20 protein-coding genes are annotated in these 16,147 nt (G+C 68.7%); 15 read left to right on the forward strand and 5 right to left on the reverse strand.

Annotated elements, in window-relative coordinates:
* Nucleotides 1-10: 10 nt before the first annotated feature.
* Entirely contained in the window at nucleotides 11-595 is a 585-nt protein-coding gene (locus EL337_RS13100; RefSeq protein ID WP_048633863.1) for a TetR family transcriptional regulator, read from the reverse strand.
* Between the two features lie 78 nt (nucleotides 596-673).
* On the opposite strand from EL337_RS13100, the gene bioB reads away from it, so the two are divergent.
* From bioB to EL337_RS13115, 3 genes are read left to right on the forward strand one after another with little or no spacing between them, the layout of a single operon-like run.
* On the forward strand, nucleotides 674-1,669 hold the full coding sequence (bioB, locus tag EL337_RS13105; RefSeq protein ID WP_048633862.1) for a biotin synthase BioB: 996 nt from the start codon (nucleotides 674-676) through the stop codon (nucleotides 1,667-1,669).
* Nucleotides 1,666-1,926 carry a biotin synthase auxiliary protein BsaP gene (gene bsaP, locus EL337_RS13110; protein ID WP_370737188.1) on the forward strand — a complete coding sequence of 87 codons (261 nt, stop codon included), beginning with the start codon at nucleotides 1,666-1,668 and terminating at the stop codon, nucleotides 1,924-1,926. The genes bioB and bsaP overlap by 4 nt, the downstream gene beginning before the upstream one ends.
* 56 nt (nucleotides 1,927-1,982) lie before the next feature.
* Nucleotides 1,983-2,579, forward strand: coding sequence for a DUF2567 domain-containing protein (locus EL337_RS13115; RefSeq protein WP_083443170.1), 597 nt, complete (start codon nucleotides 1,983-1,985; stop codon nucleotides 2,577-2,579).
* Here the strand turns inward: EL337_RS13115 and EL337_RS13120 are convergent.
* Nucleotides 2,515-3,867, reverse strand: a complete 1,353-nt coding sequence (locus EL337_RS13120; RefSeq protein WP_048633860.1) for a lipase family protein — start codon at nucleotides 3,865-3,867, stop codon at nucleotides 2,515-2,517. The two genes, EL337_RS13115 and EL337_RS13120, sit on opposite strands and share 65 nt — an antisense overlap.
* A gap of 42 nt (nucleotides 3,868-3,909) precedes the next feature.
* Nucleotides 3,910-4,614 carry an NUDIX hydrolase gene (locus EL337_RS13125; protein WP_048633859.1) on the reverse strand — a complete coding sequence of 235 codons (705 nt, stop codon included), beginning with the start codon at nucleotides 4,612-4,614 and terminating at the stop codon, nucleotides 3,910-3,912.
* 47 nt (nucleotides 4,615-4,661) lie between these two features.
* Here EL337_RS13125 and nadA point away from each other — a divergent pair, with 47 nt between their 5' ends.
* From nadA to EL337_RS13145, 4 genes are read left to right on the forward strand one after another with little or no spacing between them, the layout of a single operon-like run.
* Complete coding sequence (nadA, locus tag EL337_RS13130) at nucleotides 4,662-5,693, forward strand: quinolinate synthase NadA (RefSeq protein WP_048633916.1); 1,032 nt, start codon at nucleotides 4,662-4,664, stop codon at nucleotides 5,691-5,693.
* Nucleotides 5,690-7,258, forward strand: a complete 1,569-nt coding sequence (locus tag EL337_RS13135) for an L-aspartate oxidase (protein ID WP_048633858.1) — start codon at nucleotides 5,690-5,692, stop codon at nucleotides 7,256-7,258. Before nadA ends, EL337_RS13135 begins: the two co-directional genes overlap by 4 nt.
* A complete protein-coding gene (gene nadC, locus EL337_RS13140; RefSeq protein ID WP_048633857.1) occupies nucleotides 7,255-8,112 on the forward strand; it encodes a carboxylating nicotinate-nucleotide diphosphorylase in 858 nt (285 codons plus the stop codon). The genes EL337_RS13135 and nadC overlap by 4 nt, the downstream gene beginning before the upstream one ends.
* 3 nt (nucleotides 8,113-8,115) lie before the next feature.
* Complete coding sequence (locus EL337_RS13145; RefSeq protein WP_048633856.1) at nucleotides 8,116-8,592, forward strand: hypothetical protein; 477 nt, start codon at nucleotides 8,116-8,118, stop codon at nucleotides 8,590-8,592.
* 3 nt (nucleotides 8,593-8,595) lie between these two features.
* On the opposite strand, the gene EL337_RS13150 is transcribed toward EL337_RS13145, so the two are convergent.
* Both EL337_RS13150 and EL337_RS13155 read right to left on the reverse strand, forming a co-directional pair.
* Nucleotides 8,596-9,234 (reverse strand): LysE family transporter, encoded by a 639-nt coding sequence (locus EL337_RS13150; RefSeq protein WP_048633855.1) that lies wholly within the window; start codon nucleotides 9,232-9,234, stop codon nucleotides 8,596-8,598.
* 23 nt (nucleotides 9,235-9,257) lie between these two features.
* Entirely contained in the window at nucleotides 9,258-9,680 is a 423-nt protein-coding gene (locus tag EL337_RS13155; RefSeq protein WP_048633854.1) for a nitroreductase family deazaflavin-dependent oxidoreductase, read from the reverse strand.
* Nucleotides 9,681-9,716: 36 nt separating this feature from the next.
* Between EL337_RS13155 and hisD the strand changes: the two genes are divergently transcribed.
* The 8 genes from hisD to hisI are packed head-to-tail and all read left to right on the forward strand — an operon-like array spanning nucleotide 9,717 to nucleotide 16,138.
* Nucleotides 9,717-11,072 carry a histidinol dehydrogenase gene (gene hisD, locus EL337_RS13160; protein WP_048633853.1) on the forward strand — a complete coding sequence of 452 codons (1,356 nt, stop codon included), beginning with the start codon at nucleotides 9,717-9,719 and terminating at the stop codon, nucleotides 11,070-11,072.
* The gene (locus EL337_RS13165; RefSeq protein ID WP_048633852.1) at nucleotides 11,069-12,184 is read left to right on the forward strand and encodes a histidinol-phosphate transaminase; all 1,116 of its coding nucleotides are present in this window, start codon (nucleotides 11,069-11,071) and stop codon (nucleotides 12,182-12,184) included. The genes hisD and EL337_RS13165 overlap by 4 nt, the downstream gene beginning before the upstream one ends.
* Nucleotides 12,181-12,819, forward strand: a complete 639-nt coding sequence (gene hisB, locus EL337_RS13170; RefSeq protein WP_048633851.1) for an imidazoleglycerol-phosphate dehydratase HisB — start codon at nucleotides 12,181-12,183, stop codon at nucleotides 12,817-12,819. Before EL337_RS13165 ends, hisB begins: the two co-directional genes overlap by 4 nt.
* Entirely contained in the window at nucleotides 12,816-13,436 is a 621-nt protein-coding gene (gene hisH / locus EL337_RS13175) for an imidazole glycerol phosphate synthase subunit HisH (RefSeq protein ID WP_048633850.1), read from the forward strand. The genes hisB and hisH overlap by 4 nt, the downstream gene beginning before the upstream one ends.
* Nucleotides 13,433-14,197, forward strand: coding sequence for a bifunctional 1-(5-phosphoribosyl)-5-((5-phosphoribosylamino)methylideneamino)imidazole-4-carboxamide isomerase/phosphoribosylanthranilate isomerase PriA (gene priA / locus EL337_RS13180; protein WP_048633849.1), 765 nt, complete (start codon nucleotides 13,433-13,435; stop codon nucleotides 14,195-14,197). Before hisH ends, priA begins: the two co-directional genes overlap by 4 nt.
* On the forward strand, nucleotides 14,194-15,012 hold the full coding sequence (locus tag EL337_RS13185) for an inositol monophosphatase family protein (protein WP_048633848.1): 819 nt from the start codon (nucleotides 14,194-14,196) through the stop codon (nucleotides 15,010-15,012). The genes priA and EL337_RS13185 overlap by 4 nt, the downstream gene beginning before the upstream one ends.
* Nucleotides 15,009-15,794 (forward strand): imidazole glycerol phosphate synthase subunit HisF, encoded by a 786-nt coding sequence (hisF, locus tag EL337_RS13190; RefSeq protein ID WP_048633847.1) that lies wholly within the window; start codon nucleotides 15,009-15,011, stop codon nucleotides 15,792-15,794. The genes EL337_RS13185 and hisF overlap by 4 nt, the downstream gene beginning before the upstream one ends.
* A complete protein-coding gene (gene hisI / locus EL337_RS13195) occupies nucleotides 15,791-16,138 on the forward strand; it encodes a phosphoribosyl-AMP cyclohydrolase (RefSeq protein ID WP_048633846.1) in 348 nt (115 codons plus the stop codon). The genes hisF and hisI overlap by 4 nt, the downstream gene beginning before the upstream one ends.
* Nucleotides 16,139-16,147 lie beyond the last annotated feature (9 nt).

Raw genomic sequence — 16,147 nt, forward strand, 5'->3', positions numbered from 1 at the left:
CCATCGCGACTCAACGCGGTGTCTGTGTACCAGCCCTGCTGTGGGCGGCGGCACCGTCGGTGAGGAGGCGCAGGCCGAACGCGAACCGGGCGTTGGCGTCCTCGGCCCACACCGTCTGCCCGACGTCCGCGCCTGCGGCGTCCCACTGCAACCGCGACTGTTCGTCGGCGGTGAACCCGAGGACGTAGTAGATGATCGTGCGGGCTGTCAGCTCCGCGTGCTCGATGGCGATGCCCGCGTCGGCGGCGGCGACGGCGAGCCGGCCCACGACCGCGGTCATCGCCTCGGACTGCCCGGCGGCGAAACTGGCCGAGACCAGCTCCGCGCCGTCGGTATGCGACAGCAGGGCGTCGCGAAGCTGTGTGCAGATGGCGCCGACGCGCTCGTGCCACGGGCCGCTGGCGTCGCTCACCGGGGCCAGGATGCGGTCGGCCACCGCGCCGAGAAGCTGCTGCTTGTTGGCGAAATGCCAGTACAGCGCGCCGGGGGACACGTTGAGTTCACGGGCGAGCCGTCGCATCGACAGATCGGCGATCCCGTAGTTGTCCAGCAGCGACGTCGCCACGTCGACCACGTCTCGTTTGTGGAGCTGCACGCCAGTACCCTAACCTGAACGGTGTTCAAGTGTCGGCTCGGCCGACGGTTTCACGGGGCCAAACGAGGAGACGATTGGGTGAGCGACATTCTGGCGGTGGCACGCGAGCAGGTGCTGGAGCGAGGCGTAGGTCTCGACCAGGACCAGACCCTGCAGGTGTTGCAACTGCCCGACGATCGCCTCGATGATCTACTGGCGTTGGCCCACGAGGTCCGGATGGCGCACTGCGGGCCCGACGTCGAGGTCGAGGGCATCATCAGCCTCAAGACCGGCGGCTGCCCCGAGGACTGCCATTTCTGTTCGCAGTCAGGGCTTTTCGCCTCGCCGGTGCGCAGCGCATGGCTGGACATCCCGAGCCTGGTGGAAGCTGCCAAGCAGACTGCCAAGACCGGCGCCACCGAGTTCTGCATCGTCGCTGCGGTGCGTGGCCCCGACGAGAGACTGCTTGCGCAGGTCGCTGCGGGCATCGAGGCGATCCGCAACGAGGTCGACATCCAGATCGCCTGTTCACTGGGCATGCTGACCCAGGATCAGGTCGAGCAGCTTTCGGCGATGGGTGTGCACCGCTACAACCACAACCTGGAGACCGCGCGGTCGTTCTTCACCAACGTCGTGACCACCCATTCCTGGGAGGAGCGCTGGGACACCCTGCGCATGGTGCGTGAAGCCGGCATGGAGGTGTGCTGCGGCGGCATTCTCGGCATGGGTGAGACGCTGGAGCAGCGCGCCGAATTCGCGGCCAACCTCGCCGAGCTCAACCCGCACGAGGTGCCGTTGAACTTCCTCAACCCGCGTCCGGGTACGCCGTTCGGCGATCTCGATGTGCTGCCTGCCACCGAGGCGCTCAAGGCCGTGGCTGCATTCCGGCTCGCACTGCCCCGCACCATGCTGCGCTTCGCGGGCGGGCGGGAGATCACCCTCGGCGACCTGGGTGCCAAGCAGGGCATCCTCGGCGGTATCAACGCCGTCATCGTGGGCAACTACCTGACCACGCTGGGACGGCCCGCGGAGGCCGATCTGCAGCTCCTCGACGATCTGCAGATGCCGATCAAGGCGCTCAACGCCACCCTGTGATCGGCATCGACATCTCACCCGAGCGCGAATTGCCCGCCCCGGTCGGTGCGGGTGACTACAACGTCTACACCGGTGTCGGAGCGGCCGATGCGGCGGGCGCGACCACGCCGACCGCCGCGCAGCTCGGTCTTGAGCCGCCCCGGTTCTGCGCCGCCTGCGGACGCCGGATGATCGTTCAGGTAAGGCCCGACGGCTGGTGGGCGAAGTGCTCCCGGCACGGTCTGGTCGATTCCACCGACCTGGACCTGCACCGGTGACCGCCGCGGACTCGGCACCCCGGGTGTCGCAGGGCAGGGCGGCGCTGGCGGTCGTGATGGGATTCGTGGTCGGCGGTGGCGTCGTCGGTGTGCTGTGGGCGTGGCTGGCGCCGCCGATTCACGGCGTGGTCGCGTTGACCCGCAACGGTGATCGGGTGAAGGCCTTCCTGGGCGCCGAATCCGACAACTGGTTCACGTCCGCGTTCCTGGTGGTCGGCATGCTGTCGGTGCTGGCCGTCGTCGGGGCAGTTCTGGTGTGGCAGTGGCGCTCTCACCGTGGGCCGGCGATGGCCCTTGCGCTCGTCGTCGGCGCGGTGGCTGCTGCGGCGATGACGGCCGGCGTCGGAACGCTGATGGCACACCTGCGATACGGCGCTGTCGACGTCGCGGGAGCACCGGTGTCGGAGCAGCAGCGGGTGCACTACGTCACCGAGGCGCCCGCGGTGTTCTTCGGTCATTCGCCGCTGCAGATCGCGGCCACCCTGCTCTACCCGGCTGCCGTCGCCGCAATCGTCTATCTTCTTGCCGCGGTGGCCACTCCGCGTGACGACCTGGGCGCCTGGCCGCCGGTCGAGTATCCCGAGTTGCCTACTGGTCGAATCGGGACAACGGCTGGCGTTCCACCCGTCGCCCCAACATCACCTTCGCAGTGATCTTTCCGAGGGTAAGCATGCCCCGGTAGGTCGACGGGTTGAGCAGTGTCGGCCATTTCGTCCGGGCGATGTGGGCGGCCAGCGGCCGGCCTGCGAAACGGTCCCGCAGCCAGCGCAGTGTCATCGGTGCCGACATCGGGTGCAGCAGCAGGTGCTCGCTGAGCATGTCGCGGTGGTAGGTGACGCTGGCGCCGCCCTGGAGGTAGGTCTCGGTCAACTCGTCGATGTCGTCGACGGAGATGATCCGGTCGTGGACGGCCTGCACGATCAGGACCGGGATCTTCGGCGCGGCGGTGCCCAGCTTGATGCTGTTGAACACGTGCTGGACCTCGGGTGTCAGCAGGACTTCCTCGAGCGGGCGGTCGATCAGGGTGGCCATGTCCTTGCCGGCCATCTTGATCATCGCCTGCGCGGTGGTCATCCGCTGGATCCGCTGCAGCAGCGCCTTGCCCTCGACCGTGGCGTGCTCGTCGATGAGGCGGTCGAGGTCGGGGTAGATGTGGCACAGCGCCGCCACGACGAGCGCGGGCAGTCCTGAATAGATGCTGCCGTTGAGCCGGCGGAAGGTATGCCCGAGGTCGCCGACGGGCGAGCCGAGGACCGCGCCCACCACATTGAGTTCTGGCGCGTAGCCGTCCTGCACCTCGGCGGCCCATGCCGAGGCCAGCCCGCCGCCGGAATACCCCCACAGGCCGACGGGGGATTGCAGGGTCAGGCCGAACGATTCGTGATTGATGGCGGCGCGGATGCCGTCCAGGATGTGGTAGCCGGGCTCGTAGGGGGCGCCCCACATGCCGGTCGAGCCTTCGTGGTCGGGAATCGAGACGGCCCATCCCTCGGCGAGTGCCGCCGCGATCAGCAGGAATTCGAACTGGGCCACCGCACCGATGGCTTTGGCGCCGCGCCGAAGGGCGTAGGACGGGAAACAGCGTGCCGCGATCGCGTCGATGGCGCACTGGTAGGACACGATCGGCAACGGTCGCTCCGAGGTGCGTTCGGAGGGGATGACGACGGTGGTGATGCCGGCCTGCGGTTCGCCCTGGAAATCTGTCGTCCGGTACAGCAGCTGCGTGGCAGTGAACTTCTGCGGGATCAGGCCGAGGAACGCCAGTTCGACGTCGCGGGAGCGCAGCACGGTGCCGGGGCGGGCGTGTTCGAACCCGGCGGGCGGCTCGCAAAAGGGGTCCTGGTCCGGCACCAGCGGCCGTGACCTGGGCTTCAGCGGTTCATGCAGCGGCTGGCCGATCCAGTCGGCGCCGGTCGACCGTGCAACGCTGCCCAAGTCCATCCAGGCATTGTTGCCTAAGAATGCGTTAAGAAGCCAGTCGACTCACCCGGGTGGGCGCAGCGCGGCGAACTCGTCGGTGACGCGATAGCGAGAATCAGCAAACCGATACAGCGCGGCCGGTCGCCCGCCGCTGCGGCCGGACCGCGCGGTGGTGCCGGTTCGGGTGATCACATGCCGCCGCTCGAGGACGCGCTGCAGGTTGGTGGCGTCCACGGGGTGCCCGAGCGCGGCGCTGTAGATGTCGCGCAGTGTCGAGAGGGCGAATTCGCCTGGCGCCAGGGCAAATCCGATATTGGTGTAGGAAAGCTTGGCGACCAGCCGGTTGTGGGCGTGCTCGACCATGGGGCCGTGGTCGAACGCCATCGGCGGCAGGTCGCTGACCGGGTGCCATCGGGTGTCGGGTGGCAGCTCGGGCGTTGCGGGGGAGGGCACGAGACCGAGGAACGTCGACGCGATCGTGCGCGGCCCGGGCACCCGATCGGGGGCGGAGAAAACGGCCAGCTGCTCGAGGTGGGCGACCTGGCGGAGGTCGACCTTCTCGGCCAGCTGCCGCCGGACCGAGCTCGTCAGGTCTTCGTCGGCACCGAGACGGCCACCGGGAAGCGACCACTTGCCCCGCTCGGGATCCAGTGCACGCTGCCACAACAGCACGTGAAGTGCGGGTTTACGGCGGGCCCCCGGCGCTTCCCCCTGACGCACCTGGAACACGACGGCGAGCACCTCGTGTTCAGTGTTAGTATGAGCCATGTTTTCGATTGTAAGTCGAAAACCTCGATGGAGTGAAGGAGATAGCGATGACGGTCCTCGCTAACGATCTTGCTGACCGGATCGTCGACGGCCCCGGAGGCTTCTCCGGTGTGGACGGCGACGAGGTCTGGGCTGCTGAAGTGCGCCGACTCCTCACGTTGCGCGGAGCGACTCTGCTCGCGCACAACTATCAACTGCCCGCCATCCAGGACGTTGCCGACCATGTGGGCGACTCACTGGCGCTGTCGCGGATCGCGGCCGAAGCTCCCGAGGACACGATCGTGTTCGCCGGCGTGCACTTCATGGCCGAGACGGCCAAGATCCTCTCGCCGGACAAGACCGTCTTGATCCCCGACCAGCGTGCGGGCTGCTCGCTGGCCGATTCGATCAGCGCCGACGAACTGCGGGCCTGGAAGGCCGAGCACCCCGGGGCGGTGGTGGTGTCCTACGTCAACACCACCGCGGCGGTGAAGGCCGAGACCGATATCTGCTGCACGTCGTCGAATGCGGTCGAGGTCGTCGCGTCGATTCCCGACGATCGCGACGTCCTGTTCTGCCCGGACCAGTTCCTCGGAGCGCACGTCCGCCGGGTGACCGGGCGCAAGAACCTCCACGTGTGGGCGGGCGAGTGCCACGTGCACGCGGGCATCAACGGTGATGAACTCGCCGACCAGGCGCGCACCCATCCAGACGCAGAACTGTACGTCCACCCCGAATGTGGTTGCGCCACCTCGGCGTTGTATCTGGCCGGCGAAGGCGCGTTCCCGGCGGACCGGGTCAAGATCCTGTCCACCGGCGGCATGCTCGACGCCGCCAGGGAATCGAGTGCCCGTCAGGTGCTGGTGGCCACCGAGGTGGGAATGCTGCACCAGTTGCGCCGCGCCGCACCCGAAATCGACTTCCAGGCAGTCAACGACCGGGCGTCGTGCAAGTACATGAAGATGATCACGCCCGCCGCGATGCTGCGCTGCCTCGTCGATGGCGCCGACGAGGTGCACGTCGATCCAGATGTGGCGGCAGCGGCACGGTTGAGCGTGCAGCGGATGATCGAGATCGGGCAGCCCGGCGGCGACGAATGACGGGCTGCGGCGGCCGCGGTGGTTGGCGCCAGCGAGCCGACGTGGTCGTCATCGGCACCGGGGTCGCCGGGCTTGCCGCTGCGCTCGCCGCACATCGCCGCGGCCGCAAGGTCGTCCTGCTGAGCAAGGCGGGTGAGACCGCCACCTTCTACGCCCAAGGCGGGATCGCGGTCGTACTGCCGCACGCGCACAACGACGACGGAGACTCGATCGAGTCCCATGTGGCCGACACGCTGGCTGCCGGCGCCGGGTTGTGCGACCCCGAAGCGGTCCGCTCGATCGTGTCCGACGGCTACCGTGCGGTCACCGAATTGGTTTCCTGGGGAGCGCATTTCGACGAGTCCGAGCCGGGACGCTGGGCACTCACGCGGGAAGGCGGGCACAGCAGGCGTCGCATCATCCATTCGGGTGGGGACGCAACCGGCGCCGAGGTGCAGCGCGCACTGAACTACGCGGCGGAGAACCTGGACATTCGCCGCAACCATGTCGCACTGGACCTGGTCCTCGACGACGGCGCTGTTGCCGGAGTGACGGTTCTCAGCGGTGACGGTCTCGGAGTCGTGTACGCCCCGTCGGTGATCCTCGCGACCGGAGGCCTCGGCCACCTGTACCAGGCCACCACCAACCCCGACGGGTCGACCGGCGACGGTGTGGCGCTGGCGATGTGGGCCGGAGTTGCGGTCAGCGACCTGGAGTTCATCCAGTTCCACCCGACCATGCTGCACACCGGAGACAGTGGGGGACGGCGACCGCTGATCACCGAGGCGCTGCGGGGAGAGGGCGCGACACTCATCGACGCGCACGGCCGCTCGGTCACCTCCGGGGTGCACCCGATGGGCGACCTGGCCCCGCGCGACGTGGTGGCCGCGGCCATCGACGCGCGCCTGGCCCAGACCGGCGACCCATGTGTCTACCTCGACGCCCGCGCAGTTCGGAACCTTCCGAAGCGCTTCCCGACGGTCAACGCCGCCTGCCTGCAGGCCGGAATCGACCCCACCCGGCAGCCGATTCCGGTGGTACCCGGCGCTCACTACAGCTGCGGCGGTGTGGTGACAGACGTGCACGGCCGCACCGACGTCGCCGGGCTGTTCGCGGCGGGAGAGGTGGCGCGTACCGGCATGCACGGCGCCAACCGGCTCGCCTCCAACAGCCTGCTGGAGGGTTTGGTGGTCGGCGGGCGCGCCGGGAACGCCGCGGCCGAGCATGCCGCATCGGCCGGGCCGAGCCGCGTCGTCGAGACGGTCCCTACGATGCGGCCCACACTGCCGAGAGTCGCACTGCAGCAGGCGATGACGCGACACGCGTCCGTGGTCCGCAGCGGCCGGGGATTGCGCGAGCTGGCCGACCGCCTGGACACCGCGACTCCGCGAGAGTTGCGGTCCCGATCGGACTTCGAGGACGCGGCGCTGACGGCGGTCGCCCGTTCGGTCGCCGAGGCGGCGTTGGCGCGCACCGAATCCCGCGGTTGCCACCACCGGTCGGACTTCCCCGACATCGACCCGATGCAGGGATTCAGCACAGCGCGCGGCAGAAATCTCGCGCCTACCGCGGCGGGGTGCATATGACACTTTCCGAGAAGGAATTCGCCGAGGCTCGTGCGGTCGTCGCGCGCGCCCTCGAGGAGGACCTGCGGTACGGACCCGACGTGACCACACTGGCCACCGTCGACGCCGACGCGCGGACCATCGCATCGATGGTGTCCCGCGAGGAGGGCGTCGTCGCCGGCCTGGACTTGGCGCTGCTGGTCCTCGACGAGGTGATCGGCGCCGAAAGTTACTGCGTCAAACACCGTGTCCCGGATGGGACGCGCCTGGGTGCCGGCGACGCGGCGCTCGTGGTGGAGGGGCCGACACGCGGGCTGCTCACCGCCGAGCGCACGATGCTGAATCTGGTGTGCCATCTGTCCGGTGTCGCGACAGCAACGGCGGCGTGGGTGGAGGCGGTGTCGGGAACCAGCGCGAAGATCCGGGACACCCGCAAGACGCTGCCCGGTCTGCGGGCGCTGCAGAAGTACGCGGTGCGGGTCGGCGGTGGCACCAATCACCGTCTGGGGCTGGGAGATGCCGCCCTGATCAAGGACAACCACGTCGCCGCGGCCGGGTCGGTGGTCGCCGCGCTGCGTCAAGTGCGGGCGGCAGCACCGGACCTGCCGTGTGAGGTCGAGGTCGACTCGCTGGAACAACTCGACGATGTCCTGGCCGAGGATGTCGAGCTGGTGCTCCTGGACAACTTCCCGGTCTGGCAGACGCAGATCGCCGTGCAGCGTCGCGACGCGCGCTCCCCGGCGACGAAGTTGGAGTCCTCGGGCGGCCTGGCGTTGCAGAACGCGGCCGACTACGCGGGCACCGGGGTGGACTACCTCGCCGTCGGTGCGCTGACCCATTCGGTGCGGGTGCTGGACCTAGGGTTGGATCTCTAGACCATGGGTGAACCGGCGTCGCGCAACGGCGTGCTCTACCTGTCCCTGGTGGTGGCGGTCCTGGCGCTCGGCGTCGCGGTGTTCGCGGCGGTCCGCACGCTGAACGCCGAGCCCGACTACACCGACGCGCAGCGCACCGACGCCAGGACGGCGATCTGTTCGGCGTTCGACACCGTCCGTACCGCGGTGGCGACCAACACCAACACCGAGCCGCCCGGCGGCTCGGGCGACATCGCCGGCGCGCTGGCCGTCGCGGCGAACGCGCGGATCGCGCTGTTCGACGGTGGGCAGTACCTGCTGGCCCGTCTGGAGCCCGCGACCCCGACCGATCTAGCGGGCGAAGTCCGCAGGTTCGCCAATCAGCTCATGGACATCGGTGCGGCGGCCACGGCCGGTGTGCCCAACACCGATCCGGTGCAGGCCGGCCGGCTGCAGGACGCCGAGGCCGCCAGTACCGCGATCAGCGGCCGCTGCCAGTGACGATCAGGCTGTGGCCGGTCCCCGCCGCAACAGCGCCAGCACCACGGCGGCCGTGGCGAACAGCCCGGAGAACACGCGATTGAGCACCGTCTGCTGCCGCGGTGTGCGCAGCCAGGTCAGCAGCCGCACCGACAGCGCGGTGTAGAAGCCCATCACGACCAGGTCGACGGCGACCATCGTGACTCCGATGGCCAGATATTGCGGCAGGAGCGGTGCGGTGGGCACCACGAACTGCGGCATCACGGCCAGAAAGAACAGCAGGCCTTTCGGGTTCGTGGCGTTCACCAGGAACCCCCGCGACACCAGCGACATGCGGCCTCCGTCAGCGGCCCGGTGCACCTGGGCGTCGAGGTCCAGTGCCGCGCTGCGCCACTGGCGGACCGCCAGGTAGGCCAGGTAGGCCACTCCCAGCCACTTGATGACGGTGAAGGCCAGAATCGAATTCGCCACTGCGGCGCCCAGGCCGACGGCGACGAGCGTCAGCTGCAGCATCAGCCCCACTTCGAGGCCGGCGATGCTCCAGTACCCGCGTTTGACTCCGTGCGTCAGGCCGGTGGCCATCGATTGGACGGCGCCGGCACCCGGCGACACCGCGATCACGATGGCTGCCCCGAAGAACGCCAACCACATCTGCCAGGTCATGTCGATGAGTCTGGCAGGCGCGGTCAAGCAATTTCGGCGACGAACACTCCCGAGCGCTTCGCGACCATCTGGGCCGCCCGCGGCAGGGTCGGGTCCTCGGTCCCGGCGGGCAGCACCCGCGGCCGGACCAGGTGCAGGGTTTTCTTCCCGATCTGGATATCCGCCTCGCCTGCGGCGATCACGTTCTTCACCCAGTTCGTCTTACCGTGGGCCAGCCCGATCGCGAGCACCGTGCCTTTGCGGTACGGCGTGACGATGGTCTCGTAGTCCTTGCCCGACGTCCGTCCACGGTGCTTGATCACGGCGAGCCCGGGCATCCGCTTCGACAGGGGCCGGAGCAGCGGATTGATGTATTTGATCTGCAGCCGCTCGAACCAGGCCGGAAAGATCATGGGCACACCCGGCGCATTGTTCGGGTGGTTGGCTCGGTTGGGCCGACCGGACATGACGCCTCCGATACTGATTTGTGCAGCTCTGGGACAATGGTCAGCGTGAATGTATCGCCCGGCCTCCTGCGGCGCATCGATCTGCGCGGCGCGACCCTGTCGGCGGCGCAGTTGCGGACGGCTCTGCCCCGCGGCGGCGTCGACGTCGACGTCGTCCTACCCAAGGTCCGACCCATCGTCGATGCGGTCGCGGCGCGCGGCGCCGAGGCGGCACTCGACTACGGTGCCTCGTTCGACGGTGTCCGGCCCGACCAGGTGCGCGTTCCCGCTGAGCTGTTGACCGCGGCACTCGCCGAACTCGATCCCGCCATCCGCACCGCGTTGGAGGTCGCGATCGAGCGGGCCCGCACCGTGCACGCCGACCAGCGCCGTACCGATACCACCACCACGCTGGCTCCCGGGGCGACCGTGACCGAACGCTGGGTGCCCGTCGAGCGGGTGGGTCTGTACGTACCCGGCGGCAACGCGGTGTACCCGTCGAGCGTGGTGATGAACGTGGTGCCCGCACAGACCGCGGGAGTGGACTCCCTGGTGATCGCGAGCCCACCGCAGGCTTCGAACCCCGCACACCTGCGCGGCCTGCCACACCCGACCATCCTCGCCGCGGCCGCGCTGCTCGGTGTCACCGAGGTGTGGGCGGTCGGCGGCGCGCAGGCCGTTGCTCTGCTGGCCTACGGCGGCACCGACACGGACGGAACCGAGCTCGCGCCCGTCGACATGGTCACCGGCCCCGGCAACATCTATGTCACCGCGGCCAAACGCATCTGCCGTTCGCTGGTCGGTATCGATGCCGAGGCAGGGCCCACGGAGATCGCGATCCTGGCCGACCACACCGCCGACCCGGTGCACGTCGTCGCCGACCTCATCAGCCAGGCCGAGCACGACGAGATGGCGGCCAGCGTGCTCGTCACCGACAGCACCGACCTGGCCGACGCCACCGACCGCGAACTGGCCGTGCAACTGGAGACGACCGTGCACCGCGAGCGGGTGACCGCCGCACTCAGCGGACAGCAGTCGGCGATCGTGCTCGTCGACGACGTCGACGCCGGCGTGCGCACCGTGAATGCCTATGCCGCCGAGCACCTGGAGATCCAGACCGTGGGCGCTACCGAAGTCGCGCGCCGGATCCGTTCCGCCGGAGCGATTTTCGTCGGACCGTGGTCGCCGGTGAGTCTCGGCGACTACTGCGCGGGATCCAACCACGTGCTGCCCACCGCCGGCTGTGCCCGGCATTCCAGTGGCCTTTCGGTACAGACGTTCCTGCGTGGCATCCACGTGGTGGACTACACCGAGGCTGCGCTGAAAGATGTGTCGGGCTACGTCATCACGTTGGCCAACGCCGAGAATCTGCCCAGCCACGGCGAAGCGGTACGCCGGAGGTTCGAGTCATGACTCCGGGCGACAGGATCACTCTCGACGATCTTCCGCTGCGCGACGACCTGCGCGGCAAATCGCCCTACGGTGCACCGCAATTGGACGTGCCGGTGCGGCTGAACACCAACGAGAACCCGCACCCGCCCACGCAGGCCCTGATCGACGACGTCGCCGAGTCGGTCCGTGCGGTGGCGGGGGAGCTGCACCGCTACCCCGACCGCGACGCAGTGGACCTGCGCACCGACCTCGCCGCATATCTGACGGCGCAGACCGGAGATCGTGTCGGCGTCGAGAACGTGTGGGCCGCCAACGGATCCAACGAGGTTCTGCAGCAACTGCTGCAGGCCTTCGGTGGCCCGGGCCGTAGCGCGATCGGCTTCGTGCCGTCGTACTCGATGCATCCGATCATCTCCGACGGCACCCAGACGCGCTGGCTGGTAGCGCATCGTGCCGACGACTTCAGCCTTGACGCCGGGGCTGCCGCCTCGGCGATCAAGGAGCACAACCCGGACATCGTGTTCGTCACGAGCCCGAACAACCCGTCGGGGCAGAGCGTCTCGATCGATGACCTGCGGCTGCTGCTCGACACTCTGTCGTTGCAGGAAGGCGGCATCATGATCGTCGACGAAGCCTACGGCGAGTTCTCGTCGCAACCGAGCGCCATCGGTCTGATCGACAGCTATCCGACCAAGCTCGTCGTCAGCCGCACCATGAGCAAGGCCTTCGCGTTCGCCGGCGGCCGGTTGGGTTACCTCGTCGCAGCCCCCGCCGTGATCGACGCGATGCTGCTGGTGCGCCTTCCGTACCACCTGTCGTCGGTCACCCAGGCGGCCGCCCGAGCCGCGCTGCGGCACGCCGATGACACCCTCGGCAGTGTGGCCACGCTGATCGCCGAACGCGAGCGGGTGTCAGAGGCGTTGACAGGTATGGGATTCCGGGTGATACCCAGTGATTCCAACTTCGTGCTGTTCGGCGAGTTTGCCGACGCGCCCGCCACCTGGCAGCGCTACCTGGATGACGGTGTGCTGATCCGCGACGTCGGAATCCCCGGCTATCTGCGCACCACCATCGGCCTTGCCGACGAAAACGACGCGCTGCTGGCTGCCAGCGCCCGGATAGGAGCACCGTGACTCAACCCGATCCCACCCCGACGCGCCCTTCGCGGCGTGCCAAGGTTGAGCGCAAGACCAAGGAATCCGACATCGTCGTCGAGCTCGACCTCGACGGCACCGGGCAGGTCAGCGTCGAGACGGGCGTCCCGTTCTTCGACCACATGCTCACCTCGCTCGGTAGCCATGCCAGCTTCGACCTGACGGTGAAGGCGATGGGCGACATCGAGATCGAAGGCCACCACACCATCGAGGACACGGCGATCGTGCTGGGCCAGGCGCTCTCGCAGGCGCTCGGTGACAAGAAGGGCATCCGCCGCTTCGGCGATGCGTTCATCCCGATGGACGAATGCCTGGCGCACGCCGCCGTGGACGTGTCGGGACGCCCGTATTTCGTGCACACCGGTGAGCCCGACTACATGGTGCAGTTCACGATCGCCGGGTCCGCGGCGCCGTATCACACCGTCGTCAACCGGCACGTCTTCGAGTCGCTGGCCTACAACGCGCGGATCGCCCTGCACGTTCGCACGCTGTACGGGCGCGACCCGCACCACATCACCGAGGCCGAATACAAGGCCGTCGCACGTGCACTGCGCCAGGCCGTCGAGTACGACCCGCGCGTCACCGGCGTGCCGTCCACCAAAGGCACTTTGTGACAAAGAAACTCGTTGTGCTGGACTACGGCTCAGGCAATCTGCGCTCGGCGCAGCGCGCGTTGGAGCGGGTGGGTGCAGAGGTCGAGGTGACCGCCGACCCGGCTGCGGCGGCCAACGCCGACGGCCTCGTCGTCCCCGGGGTCGGGGCGTTCGAGTCGTGCATGTCGGGGCTGCGCGACATCGGCGGCGAGAAGATCATCGCCGAGCGGCTCGCCGCCGGGCGGCCGGTACTGGGGGTGTGCGTCGGCATGCAGATCCTGTTCACCCGCGGCGTCGAGTTCGGGGTGGAGTCCTCGGGGTGCGCGCAGTGGCCGGGCTCGGTCGTGCGGCTGGATGCGCCGGTGATCCCGCACATGGGCTGGAATGTGGTCGACGCGCCCGCGGACAGCGTGCTGTTCCGTGGCATGGACGCCGACACCCGTTTCTACTTCGTGCACTCCTACGCCGCCCAGCAGTGGGAGGGCGACCCGGATGCGCGGTTGACCTGGGCCACCCACCACGTGCCGTTCCTGGCCGCGGTCGAGGACGGCGCACTGGCGGCCACCCAGTTCCACCCGGAGAAGAGCGGTGACGCCGGCGCCGAATTACTGTCGAACTGGGTCGGGGCGCTAAATTGACCCGCGTGAATTCCGTGGAGCCCGCTGTGAAGCTGATCCTGCTGCCCGCCGTCGACGTGGTCGAGGGCCGGGCGGTGCGCCTGGTACAGGGTCAGGCAGGCAGCGAGACGGAGTACGGCTCGGCGCTCGACGCGGCGATGACCTGGCAGCGTGACGGTGCCGAGTGGATTCACCTGGTCGACCTGGATGCCGCATTCGGGCGGGGATCGAACCGTGAACTGCTCGCCGAGGTCGTCGGCAAACTCGACGTCGCCGTCGAGCTGTCCGGCGGAATCCGCGACGACGACTCGCTGGCCGCCGCCCTGGCCACCGGCTGCGCAAGGGTGAACCTCGGCACCGCCGCGCTGGAGAACCCGCAGTGGTGCGCGAAAGTGGTGGCCGAGCACGGCGACAAGGTCGCGGTCGGCCTCGACGTGAAGATCGAGGACGGGCAGTACCGACTCCGGGGCCGTGGCTGGGAGACCGACGGCGGCGACCTGTGGACCGTACTGGAACGCCTTGACGGCGAGGGTTGCTCGCGGTTCGTGGTCACCGATGTCACCAAGGACGGCACGCTGAACGGACCCAATCTGGAGTTGCTGACCCAGGTCTGTGAACGGACCGACGCACCGGTGATCGCCTCAGGCGGAGTGTCGAGTCTCGATGACCTGCGCGCGATCGCCACGTTGACCCACCAGGGCGTCGAGGGCGCGATCGTCGGAAAGGCTTTGTACGCGGGACGTTTCACGTTGCCGCAGGCGCTCGCCGCGGTCAGCCCGTGACGGTCGACGCCCAGCAACTCGGGGAGCTGCTCACCACCGCCGCCGGTGTGCTCGACGCCGCGTCAGGACAGTTCATCGCCGGCCACCGCGCCGACTCCGCCGTCGCGAAGAAGGGGAACGACTTCGCGACAGAAGTGGACCTGGCCATCGAGCGCCGGGTGGTGGCCGAGCTGACGAAACTGACCGGAATCGGGGTGCACGGTGAGGAATTCGGTGGGGAACCCATCGAATCCGAGCTGGTGTGGGTGCTCGACCCGATCGACGGCACATTCAACTACGCGGCAGGGCTGCCGATGGCTGCCATCCTGCTGAGCCTGCTCGCCGATGGTCAGCCGGTCCTCGGATTGACCTGGCTCCCCTTCATGTCGCAGCGCTACACGTCGATCGTCGACGGTCCCGTGCTGTGCAACGGCGAGGTGCTCGACACGCTCACGACCGGGACGCTGGCGGAATCCATGGTCGGCGTCGGCACGTTCAACATCGACTCCCGCGGGCGCTATCCCGGCCGCTTCCGGGCGGCCGTGTTGGAGAGTCTCAGCCGGGAATGCTCACGGATGCGCATGCACGGTTCGACCGGTATCGACTTCGCGTACGTGGCCGCCGGAATCTTGGGCGGGGCAATAAGTTTCGGGCACCATATCTGGGATCACGCCGCGGGGGTGGCCCTGGTGCGGGCGGCAGGCGGTGTCGTCACCGACCTGGCCGGGGAGCCGTGGACGGCCGAGTCGCCGTCGGCGCTGGCCGCGGCGCCCGGAGTGCACGACGCGATCCTGGAGATCGTGCGTTCCGTCGGTGATCCGAAGGACTTTCTGTGACAACGGCCTCCGACGTCGCAACGCGGGTGATTCCCTGCCTGGATGTCGACGACGGCCGGGTGGTCAAGGGTGTCAACTTCGCGAACCTGCGCGACGCGGGTGATCCCGTGGAGTTGGCCTCGGTATACGACGCGGCCGGTGCCGACGAGCTGACCTTCCTGGACGTGACGGCCTCGTCGGCGGGCCGAACCACGATGCTGGAGGCGGTGCGGCGCACTGCCGAGCAGGTGTTCATCCCGCTGACAGTCGGTGGCGGTGTGCGCTCGGTGGCTGATGTGGATGTGCTGTTGCGCGCCGGTGCGGACAAGGTGTCGGTGAACACCGCGGCCATCGCCCGGCCCGAGCTGCTCTCGGAACTGTCGCGCCAGTTCGGGTCGCAGTGCATCGTGCTGTCCGTCGATGCGCGCACCGTGCCGGAGGGGTCGCAGCCCACTCCGTCGGGCTGGGAGGTCACCACCCACGGCGGGCGGCGCGGCACCGGCATCGATGCGGTCGAGTGGGCTGTGCGCGGCGCGGAGCTCGGCGTCGGCGAGATCCTGCTCAACTCGATGGACGCCGACGGCACCAAGACCGGTTTCGATCTGAAGATGCTGCGCGCGGTACGCGGGGCGGTGACAGTGCCGGTGATCGCGAGCGGCGGCGCGGGCGCGGTGGAACATTTCGCCCCCGCGGTTGTTGCAGGAGCCGACGCCGTACTCGCCGCCAGCGTCTTCCACTTCGGGGACCTGACCATCGGCCAGGTGAAGGCGGCCATGGCAGCGGAAGGGATCGTGGTGAGGTGAGCGAGCTGGATCCGGCGATCTCGTCGCGGCTCAAGCGCGACGCCAACGGGCTGTTCAGCGCCGTGGTGCAGGAGCGCGCCACCGGCCACGTGCTGATGGTGGCGTGGATGGACGATGCCGCCCTCGCCCGCACGCTGGAAACCCGTGAGGCGACCTACTTTTCGCGGTCTCGGGGTGCGCAGTGGATCAAGGGTGCGACCTCGGGGCACACCCAGCACGTCCACTCGGTGCGGCTGGATTGCGACGGCGACACGGTGCTGCTCGAGGTGGACCAGGTCGGCGGCGCATGCCACACCGGCGACCACACGTGTTTCGACGCCGACCTGTTGCTGGGACCCAGCTGACGCCGAGCG

Origin of the sequence: Mycolicibacterium aurum (genome assembly GCF_900637195.1) — a bacterium.
In the GTDB taxonomy this organism is placed as follows: Bacteria; Actinomycetota; Actinomycetes; order Mycobacteriales; family Mycobacteriaceae; genus Mycobacterium; species Mycobacterium aurum.